The sequence below is a fragment of the Chelatococcus daeguensis genome, assembly GCF_001887265.1.
GTDB classification, from domain to species: domain Bacteria; phylum Pseudomonadota; class Alphaproteobacteria; order Rhizobiales; family Beijerinckiaceae; genus Chelatococcus_A; species Chelatococcus_A sambhunathii.
Map to the genome: position 1 here is coordinate 2,274,100 of NZ_CP018095.1, position 14,409 is coordinate 2,288,508.

Consider the following 14,409-nt stretch of genomic DNA (forward strand, 5'->3'; position numbering starts at 1 on the left):
CGATCCGTTCTCGCGCGCCCCGACGGCGCGCCAGACTAATCTAATGCCCGGCGAGATGCTTCGCCAGTGCGTCCGGCGCCGTGTGCGGATCAAAAAACAACGACGGCGGCAGCAGGTCTGCACCTGCGGTCGCCCGGGCAACGCGCACGAAAAAGGCCCGGCACGCGGCCGGGCCTCGAGGTGGGAGGATAAATCGATCGGCGGCGCCGGCCGCCGCCGGTATCACTTGCCGGTGGTCGCGACGGTCTGCGCGCGGGCGTAGAGCCCCTCGTAGGGCTTCACCGCTTCCTTGGCGAGGTCGGCATAGAGCTCGCCGAGCTTGCTCGTCTGGGCGACGAGGCCTTCGTAGGCGCTCTTGAGATAAGCCGACTGGATCTCGAAGGCCTTGTCCAGCGTCTTGGCGCCGGCGAGCTTCTCGACCGTGGCGCTGCCCTGCTCGAAGCTTTTCTTCGAATAGTCGGCAACCTCCACGGCAATCGCCTGGGCGCCCTTGGAGACAGCGCCGAAAGCCTTCATGGCAACGTCCATCTGTTCCTTGCCGAATTTCTGCAGATCGTCAAACTGAGCGAACATGTCCTCTTCGGCGCCACGAGACGCCGCCCCTGAGCTGGCCGGAGACACGTCCGGCGTGACCAAAAAACCGCCTGCCTGAAGCCGGTTCGCTTTATATATGTGCAACGCACAATCGTTGTCAATGCATTTTGTTGCATCGCACAATGGCCGTCGCTGCCCCGTTTAACGCATCCGTAACCGCGTCGACTTAGCGTCGTTGACAGTGGCGCGCCGGTGACTGTCTCGAAGGATCCGGCGCAGAAAGACAATTCAGGCGTCTGATGTCGGGGACGGACAAATGAACATGGGTTGCGTATCAGCCCGGTGGCGGCGTTGGGGCGCCGCCCTGGGCGCCGTCGGGCTTGCCGCGTCGCTCAGCCTCGTGCCATCGGCCCCGGCCATGGCCAGGAAGAAGGATTCAGGCGGGTACAACCCGCCCTATGCGGCCATCGTCGTCGACGTGAAGAGCGGCAAGACCCTGCATGCCGTCAATGCCGACGCTCCGCGCATTCCTGCATCCATCACCAAGGTGATGACGCTCTATCTGCTGTTCGAGCAGCTCGAGGCCGGACGGGTGCGTCTCGACACGCCGCTCAGGGTCTCGGCAAACGCTGCCGCCCAGGCCCCTTCCAAGCTCGGGCTCAAGGCAGGCTCCAGCATCTCTGTGGAGAATGCCATTCTGGCCATGGTGACGAAATCGGCCAACGACGTCGCCATGGTGGTAGCCGAGAACATCGGCGGCTCCGAGCGCGCCTTCGCCCAGCTCATGACGCGCAAGGCACGCGCGCTTGGCATGAGCCGCACCACCTTCTACAACCCACACGGCCTACCCTCGTCGCCCGCCAACGTCTCCACGGCGCGCGACCTCGCCATCCTGGGCCAAGCGATCCAGGATCGTTTTCCCCGCTACTACGGCTATTTCGAGCGGCGCAGCTTCACCTACGCCGGCCGCACCCACGGCAATCACAACAAGCTGCTCGGTCGCGTCGAGGGCGTCGACGGCATCAAGACGGGCTTTACCCGCGCTTCCGGCTTCAACCTCCTGACCTCGGCCAAGACGAGTACCCGCCACATCGTTGCCGTCGTCCTCGGCGGTCGCTCCGGCGCGTCCCGCGATCAGATCATGGCCAACCTCGTCTCGGATAACCTGCCCCGTGCCTATGCCGGCGCGCGGCAGACGCCGGCCATCGCCGACCGTGCGCCGACACCGGTCGCCGTCGCCCGCGCGGAGGAGGTGGAGACCACGGCCGCCATTCCGCTTCCCGCGCCACGCCCCGAGCCGGCCGGCGCCCCGCTCGACCTGTCCAGCATCCGGCCGGTCGTCGCATCGGCCTCCGGATCGACCGCGACGCCCTCGTCCATGCAGTGGTCGGCAGGCCCGCAGCCGGCGCCCCGCGCCGGGACCCAGGTGGCCTCCGCCGCACCGGTTGCCGTCTCCGCCATCGCCGATCTCGAGAAGAAACAGGCAGTCGAGGAGCCCGTAAAGCAGGACGCCCCCTCCCGCTCGGCCGGCTGGGTGATCCAGCTCGCCGCGACCGGCGACGAGGCGCGCGCCCGCGACATTCTGAGCGACGCCCGCCAGAAGTCCCGCGATCTCCTGTCGAATGCCTCGCCCTTCACCGAGAAGTTCGTCAAGGACGGCACCACCTTCTACCGCGCACGCTTCTCCGGTTTCGATCCGGACAGCGCCCAGGCCGCGTGCAAGACCCTCAAGCGGCGCGGCTTCTCCTGCTTCGCCACCCGCGGCTGAGCCGCGCGACAACGGGCCGGCCGCCCCTACGGCTCACCCGAACCTTACAGAGTGAAACGCCGCATTCGGTCGGAGTATCAACGATGTCGGCTCAACAGGATGTCCTTGGCCTGATTCACCCGGGCGGCCAGGTAGGTCGACCCCCCCTGGTCGGGATGGAGTTTCTTCATGAGCGTGCGGTGCGCGCGACGAATGTCGGCCTCTCCGGCCCCCGGCGGAAGGCCGAGCACTTCACGAGCCTCCTCTTCCGTCATCGCGCCCGCAGCCGCCTCGCCGCGGCCCCGCGCGTGAGCATCGCCGTCAGCGTCTTCACGCCAGGCGGGAAACCGGCGGTCGAGATAAGCCTCTAGGAGGCGCGCACCGTCCATGTCGCGGGCCAGGCATTCGCGCCGGAGCGCGAGAAGCTCCTCCCGCCCCAGCCCCGACAGGGCCCTGCCCTCCCGCGGGCCGGCGAGAACCGTCCCCTCCATCTCGCCGCTCGCATGGTCGAGCTCCATCTCGATCATCACCGAGCGCACCCGCGACACGCGGGGCGTCCCGCCGCCCGACGAGCCGGGCCCGGATCCCGGCCAAGAACCCGGCCAGGAGCGCGGGCTCGCATAGCCGCCCCCCGGCCGGCCGAGCAGCCACCAGCCGAGGCCGGCAAGCCCCAGCGCCATGTCGAAGCGCCCGCGGATCAGAAGAACGGCCGCGATGGCGAGCGCTCCCCAGCCGCCGGCCTTTCGCAAAACCTTCGCCAACACCTTGGCGTCGGCATTGGCATAGCTGCGCCCGAGCCACCACAGGAGCACCAGCGCGAGAAGTCCCAGAGCAAGTGCGATCACCGCTTGCCACCCATTGCGGTCAGCAATCCCCTGACCTCGCCGCCGTCGCGGTCGGCGAGCCGCTGCAGCGCCGGCAAGCCGCCGGAGGCATAGGCCGCTGCACCGCGCAGGAGCGCCGCGAGCGTTGTACCCGCACCGCTGTCGAAACGCGCATAGGCACCGCCGGTCAGGCGGGAAAGTTCCTTGAAGACCCCTGTCACGGTCGCGTCATGCCCCTCCTGAAACGCGAAGATGCGCACGCCGAGCAGGCCGAGTTCACCGGCGAGCGCGCACAGGCCGTCCGCGTCCTCCTCGACAGCGTCGCCGACGAGGACGAGCACCTTCGCCCCGCTTCGCGACACCTCGTTACGTGCATGAGCGAGAACCCGGCCAATCTGCGTCAGGCCGCCACGGCAGTCGATCCGTGTCATCAGCGCCGTCAGGGCCCCCGCATCGGAGACCCAGCGCGAGGCCCGGCATTCGCCGAAGCCGCGGAAATAGACGAGTTGCACGGCAAGGCCGCCACCGGCGAGGGCCGTGTCGAACATCTCGGCCTGCAGCTGGCAGGCGAGATCCCAGGTCGGCTGCCGGCTCATGGTGGCGTCGAGCGCGAAGATGAGGCGCCCCGCCGGCGCGGCAGGCGTGGCGACCGCCCTGGCCTCTTTCAGGAAGGCATCGACGTCGCGCGACGGGCCAACGTCCGGCGCGGATGATCCGCGCTGCGCCAGGTCCCTGTCGCGGCCGTCACGCTTGTTCTCGCCCATGGCCGGGCTGCCTCCCTTTCGTTCTTGTCTTCATGTGGCACGAACCGGCGCCCTTGCAAGCGGGGCATCCTCTCGGGTTTATTTGCGCTGCAACATGATTGTTGGCGACGCTGCCCCGCTTTGCTACAGGCAGAAGCTATGCACGGCGGCAAAGACCGGGCAAGGGAGGGACAAGGGGCATGGACAGGGTCGCGACGGTCGAGACGGTCAAGGGCTTGCGCGAGGCGGTCGCCTCCTGGCGCGGGGCGGGCGAGCGTGTCGCCCTGGTGCCGACCATGGGCGCCCTGCACGAGGGCCATCTGTCACTGGTCGAGCGCGCCCGTGCGCTCGCCGACCGGGTCGTGGTCTCGATCTTCGTCAATCCGACCCAATTCGCGCCCAATGAGGACTTCGCGAAGTATCCCCGCACGCTCGACGAAGACCGCGCCAAGCTCGCAGGCCTCGCGGATCTCGCCTATACGCCGGTCGTCGATGAGATGTATCCGCCAGGCTTCGCCACCACGGTGAGCCTTGCCGGCCCGGCTACCGCCGGGCTCGAGGACGCGTTCCGCCCCACTCATTTCACCGGCGTCGCCACCGTCGTCGCCAAGCTGCTGCTGCAGGCCCTGCCGGACGTCGCCATCTTCGGCGAGAAGGACTACCAGCAGCTCAAGGTCATCGCCCGCATGGCGCGCGATCTCGACTTTTCGGCCGAAATCATCGGCGCACCGACCGTGCGCGAGGCCGACGGGCTCGCCCTGTCCTCGCGCAACCGTTACCTGTCCGACGAGGAGCGGGCGCTCGCGCCCACGCTGCACCGCACCTTGCAGGACGGCGCAGCGCGCCTGCGCGCCGGCGAGGATGCCGGGGCCGTCGTGACGGCCGGCGAGGATGCTCTTGCGGCAGCCGGCTTCGCCGTGGATTACCTCGCCCTGCGCGACGCCGAGACGCTCGCGCCGGTCAGCGACCTTGCGGCGCCGGCACGCCTCCTCGTCGCGGCGCGGCTGGGAGCGACGCGGCTCATCGACAACATCGCCGTCTGACAACGAACGGACGCGACGAAAACCGCGTCCGTTCAGCAGCTTGCGGCAATCTCCGGAATCAGTTTCCGAGGCAACGGCATCGTCAGTGCAGCCGGTGGCGCTCCTCTTCGTCCTCGTAAGCCGCCCAGGCCACGAGGAGATCGGCGCTGAAGCCTTCGTCCGCGAGGCTGCCGCTGATGGTCGAGAAGAGGGATTCGGCCTTGTGCCAGTCGCGGGCGAGCGGCATGGCCCCGTCGGGCCCGCTTTCGAGCCGCGCCTCGGCATAGCGCTCCAGCAGCGCCTCGCGCTCGGCGAAGGCAAAGGCGGCGACCGCAGTGCGGAACACACGTCCCGCCTCCATCTCGACCTGCCCCGTATCGCGCTGGCGCGGACGCACGAGATAGCCTTCCGCCCGCTCGTCGATTTCAAAGGACCGTGCGGCCCCTTCTGCAACACCGATCAGCATGAGCGCCTCCATCGGCTATCCTCATGCATCGATGATGCCAGCAAGGCTGTGCCAAAGCGGTGCGGGTGCGCACGCAACCTACAGGAGGCCGAGGGAGGCGAGTTCCCGCCGCAGTTCCTCGGGCATCTCGGCTGCGCTCGCGCTGCCGTCCCCGAGGTCGGGCGGCGCATCCTTGGCCGTGAGATAGCGCCAGCCCTGGAAGGGACGATACGGCCGCGGCGAAACCGGCACGACGACCGGCTCCATGACGAGATGGCAGCGCGAGATGCCCTCGCCATCGGTGAAGGGGCGGATGGCGACGAGCCGCTGGCGGCAGGCAAGCTGTCCCTTGATGACCCAATAGAGCGATCCGCCGTCGAGAAGCTCCTCGACGCGCTTGGGCACCATGCGCGTCGTGTGCAGCTGCTCCTGCGGCAGCTTCTGCCGCCGGCGCTCGCGCATGCGCTCCTCGATCCACTCCTCGAGGTCGCGGATGGATTCTGCCCCGACGCAGAGCTTGATGAGATGGAGGGCCATGGCCCAACTATCTAGCGCCGGCGCCGCGCAAGGCAACGGGGACGGTGCACGGGGCGGGGGATAATGGGTGGGAACGGGAAAGCCCGCTCGTTGGCGGCCGGCGCCGGACCGCTCAGGTTTCCTTCTTCGTATCGTCCATGCCCCCGCGCACAACGCTACTGTCGACGCCCCCGGTCAGCAACCGTGGCTGTTCCGGTTCGTTTTCCGCCGATTTATAGGAGGCCCCGAGAACGCGGCGCCATGCGCTCACCCCTCCTCCTCCGTCACGATCACGATGAGCCGCGCCCCTTCCCCCACCTGCGCTCCCGGCTCGGCGGCGATCTCGCTCACCGTGCCGGCGCAGGGGGCGACGAGCACGTGCTCCATCTTCATCGCCTCGACCACGGCGAGCCGCTCGCCCTTCTCGACCCGGTCGCCGACGCCGACGAAGACGGCGACGAGCTTGCCGTGCATCGGCGCCTTGACGAGGCCATCGCCGTCCATGTGCTCGAGGTCGACGGCGAAGGGGTCGTAGATCCTGACGCTCGTTTGCCGGCCCTCGGCGAGGACGAGCATGGCCGCGTCCGCCTCGACCAGCGTGAGATCGTGCTCGCCCTCCGGCACCGGATGGCCGGGAAAGGCGACGGCCGGCCCGTCCGGGCCGTACTCGAGCACGGCCTCGACCCGCTCGCCCTCGACGAGAAGCGGCAGGCCGGTGCGCCGCGCACCGACGAGCTGGAAGCCGTCGTCGGCCCACCAGCCGCCCGCCTCCTCGTCCCGCAGGGAGGATGCGGCGGAAAAGGCGATGCGTTCGCGCTCGCGGTGGACGAGGGCGAGCGCCCCCGCCGCCGCTGCGGCGGCATCGAAGCCCCGCGGCACGGCGCCGAGCGCCTCGATGTTGCGGTCGATGAAGCCCGTGTCGAAACGCCCGTCCCGGAACTCCGGCGCCTCGCACAGCGCCTTGAGGAAGGCGATGTTGGTCTTCGGCCCCGCGACCGTCGTGCCGCCGAGCGCCTCGGCCAGCCGGTCGAGCGCCTCGGCGCGCGTCGGCGCATGGGCGATGACCTTGGCGATCATCGGATCGTAGAAGGGTGTCACTGCGTCGCCCGCGGCGACGCCGGTGTCGATGCGGATGTCGTCGCCCGCACCGAAATCGAGCGCCCAGAGCTTGCCGGTCGACGGAAGGAAGCCCTTTTCGGGATCCTCCGCATAGAGCCGCGCCTCAACGGCATGGCCGGCGATCGCAAGGTCCTCCTGCGTGAAGGGCAAGGCCTCGCCCGCGGCGACGCGGAACTGCAGCTCGACGAGGTCGAGCCCGGTGATCGCCTCCGTCACCGGATGCTCCACCTGCAGGCGCGTGTTCATCTCCATGAAGTAGAAGCGGTCCGGCCTCAGGCCCTCGCGCCCGTCGGCGATGAACTCGACCGTGCCGGCCCCCACATAGCCGACGGCCCGCGCCGCCTCCGTCGCGGCCTGCCCCATGGCGGCGCGCATCTCCTCGGTCATGCCCGGCGCCGGCGCCTCCTCGATCACCTTCTGGTGGCGGCGCTGCAGGGAGCAGTCGCGCTCGAAGAGGTGCACGACATTGCCGTGCCCGTCGGCGAAGACCTGGATCTCGATGTGCCGTGGCGACAGCACATATTTCTCGACAAGCACGCGCGGGTCACCAAAGGCGCTCTGCGCCTCGCGCTGGGCGCTCTCGAGCGCGGCGTCGAACTCGGCCGCCTTGTCGACGCGCTTCATGCCCTTGCCGCCGCCGCCGGCGACCGCCTTGATGAGCACGGGATAGCCGATCTCGTAGGCCTTCTGGCGCAGGAAATCAGGCTCCTGCCGGGCGCCGTGATAGCCCGGCACCACCGGCACACCCGCCTTCTCGACGAGCGCCTTGGCCGCGTCCTTCAGCCCCATGGCGCGGATGGCGGAGGCTGGCGGGCCGACGAAGACGATGCCGTTCGCGGCGCACGCCTCGGCGAATTCCGCCCGCTCGGAGAGAAAGCCGTAGCCCGGATGGATGGCGGCGGCGCCGGTCTTCTTCGCCACCGCGATGATGCGGTCGATGAGAAGGTAGCTCTCGGCCGCCGGCGCGGGGCCGATGCGATGCGCCTCGTCCGCCATGTGCACGAACATCGCGTCGGCATCCGCATCCGAATGGACGGCGATGGTGCGCATGCCGAGCTGCCGCGCCGTGCGAATGATGCGGCAGGCGATCTCGCCCCGGTTGGCGATGAGGACGCTGTCGAGCACGAAGTCATCTCCCTCGATCACGGGCGCGCCGGTTGGTCCGGCGGCAAATCATGTCGCTTTCGCGGCCAACAGACCATAGCCCGCCCATAAGCGCCATGCCGCAATGCACGGCATCCGGCCTTGGCATCTGCGCGGGGCAGGCTCGGCGGTCACGTCTCGTTCCCTGGAGGCGCCGCAGCACGAAGGAGTGCGGTGCAGGTCCAGGGGCCTTTGTCAAAAGCGCCTTCGGCAGGTTTCATTCGCTGGCCCCCGGATGACGGTCCGCTTCGCTGCATGCCTCCGGGGAACATGGCTCTCGAGCCGCCAGCCGATCCCTCACCGCGTCGCGGGGCTGAAGCGCGCCACAAGCTGGTGGCGCTCGCCGGGATAGGTCAGCGTCACTGCCGTGATTGTCGCCCCGGCCTGGAAGGTGCGCCGCACCACGACGAGGCAGGCCGCGCCGCGGGCGATGGCAAGGTGATGGGCCACGTCCGCCCCCGCGTTTTCGGCGCGGATGATGTGCTCGGCCTCGGTCCAGGGGATCTGCTCGAGCAGCCAGGTGCCCGGCGGCGAGGCAGCAAAGGCCTCGCGCGCGGCAGCGGGCACCACGGCAAGGTTGATCAGCCGCCTCTCATGGACGAAGGGGCGCTCGTCGGCGAAATGCAGCACCGTGAGCGCCTCCACGTCGAAGCTGCCCCTGGCCGCCCCGAGCCGCGCAAGATCCTCCGGCCGCGCCCGCCGGCGCTCGCGGTCGAGGATCACGTAGCGGTAGGCACGGCCGGAACCGGTGATCTCGGCCTTGATGTCATGGACCTCGAGCACCGTCTCCTGCGACTTCGGCGCCGCGACGAAGGAGCCGGAGCGGCGCCGCCGCACCACCAGCCCCGCCGCCGCCAGCGCCGAAATGGCCTTGTTCACCGTCATGCGCGAGCAGCCGAACTGCGCGACGAGGTCGTGCTCGGAGGGCACGCGATGGCCGGGCGGCCACTCGCCGGAGAGGATCTTCTCCTCCAGCGCCCGGCGGATCTCGGCATAGCGCGGCAGCGGTTCGGCGATGCTCACCACCGTCTCCTATGCCTTCACGAGCCGGGCGAGCGTGCGCCGGTACGCCGCCTCGATCGCCTCGCGCGCCGCGTGCCGGCCACCCGCGACGACCTGCCGGCCGCCGACATAGACACGGTCGAGCGCCGCCTTGCCGGCCACGAAGAGATAGGCGTCGAGCCAGCGGTCCCCCCGCATGGGCGCAAGATCGACGTGAGCCCCGTCGAGCACGACGATGTCGGCGCGGTGGCCCGGAGCGAGCGCGCCGATGGCGCGGCCGAGCGCGCGCGCGCCGCCGCGGCAGGTCTCGTCATGGAGCCTTCGGCCGGTCGATTCGCCCTGCCTTTGCGCCATGAGGTTGCGGCCGCGCAGGGCAAGACGCTGGCTGTATTCGAGCTGTCGAAGCTCGCCCGGCGCCGTGATCTCGATGTTGGAATCGCTACCGACGCCATAGACCCCGCCCTGCCCAGCGAATTCCACCCCGGCGAAGATGCCGTCGCCGAGATTGGCCTCGGTGATCGGGCAAAGGCCGGCCACGGCGCCGGAGCGGGCGATGCCGCCAACCTCCGCGTCGGTCAGATGCGTGGCGTGGATGAGGCACCAGCGCCCATCGACCGGCACGTTGTCCATCAGCCATTCCACCGGCCTCAGGCCGGACCAGGCGAGGCAGTCCTCCACCTCCTTCACCTGCTCTGCGATGTGGATGTGGAGCGGCCCATCCCCGGCGAGCGGCAGGATCGCGGCGAGGCTTTCAGGCGTGACGGCGCGCAGCGAGTGCGGCGCGACGCCGACCCGTGCATCGGGCAGGGACGCGACCGCCTTGCGTGCACCCTCGAGGAGTTGCGCGAAGCGTACCGGATCGTTGAGGAAGCGCCGCTGGCCCTCGCCCGCGGGCTGGCCGCCGAAACCGCCCTGCGCGTAGAACACCGGCAGGAGCGTGAGGCCGATGCCGGTCGCCTCGGCGGCGGCGGCGATGCGCTCGCAGTGCTCGGCGAGATTGGCATAGGGCGCCCCGTCCGGGCCGTGATGGAGGTAATGGAACTCCGCCACCGCGGTGAAGCCCCCCTCCAGCATCTCGAGGAAAGCATAGGCTGCAATGGCCTCGACGTCCTCGGGCGTCAGGGCGCCGAGGAAGCCGTACATCACCTGCCGCCAGGTCCAGAAGCTGTCGCCGGAGGGACCGCGCGTCTCGGCAAGGCCCGCCATGCCACGCTGAAAAGTGTGGCTGTGCAGGTTCGGCAGTCCCGGAAGCGCGATGGAGCCGCCATAGGCGGCGTCGCCTTGCGTGCTGTCGCGTTCGATGGCCGCGATCGTGCCCGCTTCATGGGTGATCGTGACATTGTCGGCCCAGCCCTCGCCGAGGAGGGCATGATCGAAGAACAGCTTCTGCATGATCTTTCCCCCTGACAGCGACCCGCGTCCACAACCGTCATGCCCCGCGCCTGTCGCGCACATCCACGCCGCGCCGATGGCGCAAGGCCGAAAGCGCGGACAGTCGGGGGCAAGAACGGCCAGGACGAGCGCCAAAGGCCGCTCATGCCACGGGCAGTGTGCGCGACGGCATGCAATTTTGTCTAGACAATAAATCGGCAGGCTGATTATGTATAGACAATAATAACGGACGGGAGCAGGCCGCATGGACGCCGACAGGTTGTGGATCAACGCACGACTGGCGACGCTCGCTGAAGGCACGTCGGGGCTCGGCATCGTCGATCAGGGCGCGCTCGCCTGCAAGGACGGGCGCATCGTCTATGCCGGCCCGATGGCTGATCTGCCGCTGTCACTCCAGGTGAAAGAGCGCATAGACTGCGCCGGGCGCTGGGTCACCCCCGGCCTCGTCGACTGCCACACCCATCTCGTCTTCGGCGGCGACCGTGCGCAGGAATTCGAGATGCGCCTTGCGGGCGCGAGCTACGAGGAGATCGCTCGCGCAGGCGGCGGCATCGTCTCCACGGTGAAGGCGACCCGTGCGGCAAGCGAAGACGACCTCGTCGCAAGTGCCCTGCCCCGTCTCGACCATCTCATCGCCGAAGGCGTCACCACGGTCGAGATCAAGTCCGGCTACGGCCTGGATAGGGACACCGAGCTGCGCAGCCTGCGCGCCGCCCGCCGGCTGGGCGAGGCGCGCCCGGTCACCGTCACCACCACCTTCCTCGGCGCCCACGCCCTGCCGCCGGAGGCGAACGGCGACAAGGCCGCCTATATCGCGACGGTCGTCGACGAGATGCTGCCGGCCGTCGCGGGCGAAGACCTCGCCGATGCGGTCGACGCCTTCTGCGAGGGCATCGCCTTTTCGCCTGACGAGACGGCGCGGGTCTTCGAGGCTGCAAGGACTCGCGGACTGCCGGTGAAGCTGCACGCCGACCAGCTCTCCAACCTCCACGGCGCCGCACTCGCCGCCCGCTTCGGCGCGCTGTCCGCCGACCATCTGGAATATACGGACGAGGAAGGTGCCGCCGCCATGGCCGCCGCCGGCACGGTCGCCGTGCTGCTGCCCGGCGCCTTCTACTTCATCCGCGAAACGAAGAAGCCGCCAGTCGAGCTCTTCCGCGCCGCCGGGACGCGCATGGCGCTCGCGACCGACTGCAATCCCGGCACCTCGCCGCTGACTTCGCTGCTGCTCACCATGAACATGGGCGCGACGCTGTTCCGCCTGACGGTCGAGGAATGTATCGCCGGCGTCACGCGCGAGGCCGCACGGGCGCTCGGCCGCCTCGGCGAGGTCGGCACGCTCGAAGCCGGCAAGTGGTGCGACCTCGCCATCTGGAACGTCGAGCGCCCGGCCGAGCTCGTCTATCGCATCGGTTTCAATCCGCTCCACGCCCGGGTCTGGAGGGGAAAGTGAAGTTCTCTGGCCATTCCGCCGCTACCTCCGGTGACCTGACATGACCGAACAGACGATCACCCTTCACCCCGGGAATGTCGCCCTCGCCGACTGGCGCCGCGTCTATCTCGGCGCCCCGATTGCTCTCGACGACACGTGCCGCCCGGCCGTCGAAGCCGCGGCGCGCACCATCGATGCCATCATCGCCAAGGGCAAGCCGGTCTACGGCATCAACACCGGCTTCGGGAAGCTGGCGAGCGTGCGCATCGAGGCCGGTGATCTCGCCACGCTCCAGCGCAACATCGTCCTTTCCCATGCCGCCGGCGTCGGCGAACCGCTGCCCGTGCCGGTCGTGCGCCTCGTCATGGCGCTGAAGCTCGCGAGCCTCGCGCAAGGCGCCTCCGGCGTGCGCTGGGAGACGATCCACCACCTCCTTGCCTGCCTCGGCAAGGGCCTCGTGCCCGTCGTGCCCGGCCAGGGCTCGGTCGGCGCCTCGGGCGACCTCGCGCCCCTCGCCCACATGACGGCGGCCTTGATGGGCGTCGGCGAATTCTTCGTCGAGGGCGCTCGCGTGCCGGCGGACAAGGCGCTGGCCGATGCGGGCCTCACGCCCCTCGTGCTCGGGCCGAAGGAGGGGCTCGCCCTTCTCAACGGCACGCAGGTGTCGACGGCGCTGGCGCTCGCCGGGCTGTTCGAGGCCGAGCGCGTCTTCCAGGCCGCCCTCGTCACCGGGGCGCTCGCCACCGATGCCGCCAAGGGCTCCGACGGGCCGTTCGACGAGCGCATCCAGCGCCTGCGCCGCCACCGCGGCCAGGCGGCGACCGCGGCCGCCTTGCGCGCCCTCATGGCCGGCTCGGCCATCCGCGCCTCGCATCTCGCAAACGACGACCGGGTGCAGGACCCCTATTGCCTGCGCTGCCAGCCGCAGGTGATGGGCGCCTGCCTCGACCTCCTGCGCAAGGCCGCCGACTTCCTCGCCACCGAGGCGAACGGCGTCTCCGACAATCCGCTCGTGTTCCCGGAGGCGGGCGAGGTCATCTCCGGCGGCAATTTCCACGCCGAGCCCGTCGCCTTCGCTGCCGACATGATCGCCATGGCCTTGTGCGAGATCGGCTCCCTCGCGGAGCGGCGCATCGCCATGCTGGTCGATCCGGCCCTCTCCGGCCTGCCGGCCTTCCTCACGCCGAAGCCCGGACTCAACTCAGGCTTCATGATCCCGCAGGTCACGGCCGCCGCCCTCGTCTCCGAGAACAAGCAGCGCGCTTATCCGGCAAGCGTCGATTCCATCCCGACCTCGGCCAACCAGGAGGACCACGTCTCCATGGCGACGCACGGCGCCCGCCGGCTCATCCCGATGGCGCAGAATGCCGCGGCCGTCATCGGCATCGAGCTTCTGGCCGCCGCCCAGGGCTGCGACTTCCATGCCCCGATGCGCTCGAGCGAGCCGCTGGAGAAGGCGCGCGCCTTGCTGCGTGCGCGCGTGCCGCACCTCGCCGACGACCGCCACTTCGCCCCCGACATCGCGGTGGCGACCGATCTCGTCCGCTCCGGCGCCCTCGCGGCGGCCGTGGGTGCGGCGCTGCCGGCCGTGACGGAGCACGAGCCGTGAGCACGCCCTCCTTCCTTACCGTCACCCGCGGCGAGGCCCCGCTCCTCGTCAGCCTGCCGCATACGGGCACCGACATCCCGGAGGAATACGCCGCCGGCCTCGTCTCCTCGTGGCGCGCCCGCAAGGACTGCGACTGGTGGATCGAGCGGCTCTACGACTTCGCCGCCGGCCTCGGCGCGACCGTCGTGCACACGGCGATCTCGCGCACGGTCATCGACGTCAACCGCGATCCCTCCGGCGCCTCGCTCTATCCCGGCCAGGCGACGACGGAACTCGTGCCGACGACGACCTTCGACGGCGAGCCGCTCTACGAGCCGGGTCGGGAGCCCGAATCCGACTCGATTTCAAGGCGCAAGGCGCTTTTCTTCGAGCCCTATCACAAGGCGCTCGCCGACGAGATCGCCCGCCTGCGCGCGCTCCATCCGCGCATCGTCGTCTACGACGGCCACTCGATCCGCTCGCGCATACCGAGGCTCTTCGAGGGCGAACTGCCCAACTTCAATATCGGCACCAACGGCGGCACGACCTGCGATCCGGCGCTGACGGCCAGGGTCGCGGAAATCTGCGCCACCTCCGGCCGCAGCCACGTGGTCAACGGCCGCTTCAAGGGCGGCTTCATCACCCGCCACAACGGCCACCCGGCGGACGGCGTCCATGCCATCCAGATGGAGCTCGCCTGCCGCGGCTACATGCGCGAGCCGGTCGGCCCCGTGGACGAAACCTCCTGGCCCGCGGCCTACGACGAGGCCTATGCCGCCCCCATGCGCGTCGCTCTCACCCGCATTCTCGAAGCCTGCATCGATTTCGCGAGGGGGGCCCGCTGATGCTGCCGACGCTTCTTTCCCGTCATGCTCGCGCCCGTCCCGGGCATCCACGCCCGA

Annotated in this window: 13 protein-coding genes; 5 read left to right on the forward strand and 8 right to left on the reverse strand. The window is 69.5% G+C overall.

What is annotated here, in order from left to right; genetic code table 11:
• Positions 1-222 precede the first annotated feature (222 nt).
• Entirely contained in the window at positions 223-573 is a 351-nt protein-coding gene (locus BOQ54_RS10790) for a phasin family protein (RefSeq protein WP_055458077.1), read from the reverse strand.
• Between the two features lie 283 nt (positions 574-856).
• On the opposite strand from BOQ54_RS10790, the gene BOQ54_RS10795 reads away from it, so the two are divergent.
• The gene (locus BOQ54_RS10795) at positions 857-2,302 is read left to right on the forward strand and encodes a D-alanyl-D-alanine carboxypeptidase (RefSeq protein WP_055458462.1); all 1,446 of its coding nucleotides are present in this window, start codon (positions 857-859) and stop codon (positions 2,300-2,302) included.
• Positions 2,303-2,379: 77 nt separating this feature from the next.
• Here the strand turns inward: BOQ54_RS10795 and BOQ54_RS10800 are convergent, their stop codons facing one another.
• Positions 2,380-3,126: a DnaJ domain-containing protein gene (locus BOQ54_RS10800; protein ID WP_055458076.1), complete on the reverse strand. Its 747-nt coding sequence runs from the start codon at positions 3,124-3,126 to the stop codon at positions 2,380-2,382.
• A complete protein-coding gene (locus tag BOQ54_RS10805; protein WP_071923891.1) occupies positions 3,123-3,869 on the reverse strand; it encodes a hypothetical protein in 747 nt (248 codons plus the stop codon). The genes BOQ54_RS10800 and BOQ54_RS10805 overlap by 4 nt, the downstream gene beginning before the upstream one ends.
• Positions 3,870-4,048: 179 nt before the next feature.
• Between BOQ54_RS10805 and panC the strand changes: the two genes are divergently transcribed.
• Positions 4,049-4,891, forward strand: coding sequence for a pantoate--beta-alanine ligase (gene panC / locus BOQ54_RS10810; RefSeq protein ID WP_063185149.1), 843 nt, complete (start codon positions 4,049-4,051; stop codon positions 4,889-4,891).
• Between the two features lie 82 nt (positions 4,892-4,973).
• Here the strand turns inward: panC and BOQ54_RS10815 are convergent, their stop codons facing one another.
• The 5 genes from BOQ54_RS10815 to BOQ54_RS10835 form a co-directional block, all read right to left on the reverse strand.
• Positions 4,974-5,336 carry a hypothetical protein gene (locus BOQ54_RS10815; protein ID WP_141659652.1) on the reverse strand — a complete coding sequence of 121 codons (363 nt, stop codon included), beginning with the start codon at positions 5,334-5,336 and terminating at the stop codon, positions 4,974-4,976.
• A gap of 78 nt (positions 5,337-5,414) precedes the next feature.
• Positions 5,415-5,852 (reverse strand): DUF1489 family protein, encoded by a 438-nt coding sequence (locus tag BOQ54_RS10820; protein WP_019403517.1) that lies wholly within the window; start codon positions 5,850-5,852, stop codon positions 5,415-5,417.
• Between the two features lie 246 nt (positions 5,853-6,098).
• Positions 6,099-8,075, reverse strand: a complete 1,977-nt coding sequence (locus BOQ54_RS10825) for an acetyl-CoA carboxylase biotin carboxylase subunit (RefSeq protein ID WP_071924477.1) — start codon at positions 8,073-8,075, stop codon at positions 6,099-6,101.
• Between the two features lie 315 nt (positions 8,076-8,390).
• Positions 8,391-9,119, reverse strand: coding sequence for a histidine utilization repressor (hutC, locus tag BOQ54_RS10830; RefSeq protein ID WP_071923892.1), 729 nt, complete (start codon positions 9,117-9,119; stop codon positions 8,391-8,393).
• A gap of 6 nt (positions 9,120-9,125) precedes the next feature.
• On the reverse strand, positions 9,126-10,487 hold the full coding sequence (locus BOQ54_RS10835; protein ID WP_071923893.1) for a formimidoylglutamate deiminase: 1,362 nt from the start codon (positions 10,485-10,487) through the stop codon (positions 9,126-9,128).
• 244 nt (positions 10,488-10,731) lie between these two features.
• Between BOQ54_RS10835 and hutI the strand changes: the two genes are divergently transcribed.
• From hutI to hutG, 3 genes are read left to right on the forward strand one after another with little or no spacing between them, the layout of a single operon-like run.
• On the forward strand, positions 10,732-11,940 hold the full coding sequence (gene hutI / locus BOQ54_RS10840; protein ID WP_071923894.1) for an imidazolonepropionase: 1,209 nt from the start codon (positions 10,732-10,734) through the stop codon (positions 11,938-11,940).
• A 40-nt stretch (positions 11,941-11,980) separates the two neighbouring features.
• Positions 11,981-13,528 carry a histidine ammonia-lyase gene (gene hutH, locus BOQ54_RS10845; RefSeq protein ID WP_071923895.1) on the forward strand — a complete coding sequence of 516 codons (1,548 nt, stop codon included), beginning with the start codon at positions 11,981-11,983 and terminating at the stop codon, positions 13,526-13,528.
• The gene (gene hutG / locus BOQ54_RS10850) at positions 13,525-14,352 is read left to right on the forward strand and encodes an N-formylglutamate deformylase (protein WP_071923896.1); all 828 of its coding nucleotides are present in this window, start codon (positions 13,525-13,527) and stop codon (positions 14,350-14,352) included. The genes hutH and hutG overlap by 4 nt, the downstream gene beginning before the upstream one ends.
• Positions 14,353-14,409 lie beyond the last annotated feature (57 nt).

Excerpts from the sequence above, each read along its gene's own strand:
- BOQ54_RS10795 (WP_055458462.1), top strand. The coding sequence starts at position 857 with ATGGGTTGCGTATCAGCCCGGTGGCGGCGTTGGGGCGCCGCCCTGGGC.
- hutI (WP_071923894.1), top strand. The coding sequence starts at position 10,732 with ATGGACGCCGACAGGTTGTGGATCAACGCACGACTGGCGACGCTCGCT.
- BOQ54_RS10815 (WP_141659652.1), bottom strand. The coding sequence starts at position 5,336 with ATGCTGATCGGTGTTGCAGAAGGGGCCGCACGGTCCTTTGAAATCGAC.
- BOQ54_RS10835 (WP_071923893.1), bottom strand. The coding sequence starts at position 10,487 with ATGCAGAAGCTGTTCTTCGATCATGCCCTCCTCGGCGAGGGCTGGGCC.
- panC (WP_063185149.1), top strand. The coding sequence starts at position 4,049 with ATGGACAGGGTCGCGACGGTCGAGACGGTCAAGGGCTTGCGCGAGGCG.
- BOQ54_RS10805 (WP_071923891.1), bottom strand. The coding sequence starts at position 3,869 with ATGGGCGAGAACAAGCGTGACGGCCGCGACAGGGACCTGGCGCAGCGC.
- BOQ54_RS10790 (WP_055458077.1), bottom strand. The coding sequence starts at position 573 with ATGTTCGCTCAGTTTGACGATCTGCAGAAATTCGGCAAGGAACAGATG.
- hutH (WP_071923895.1), top strand. The coding sequence starts at position 11,981 with ATGACCGAACAGACGATCACCCTTCACCCCGGGAATGTCGCCCTCGCC.
- BOQ54_RS10820 (WP_019403517.1), bottom strand. The coding sequence starts at position 5,852 with ATGGCCCTCCATCTCATCAAGCTCTGCGTCGGGGCAGAATCCATCCGC.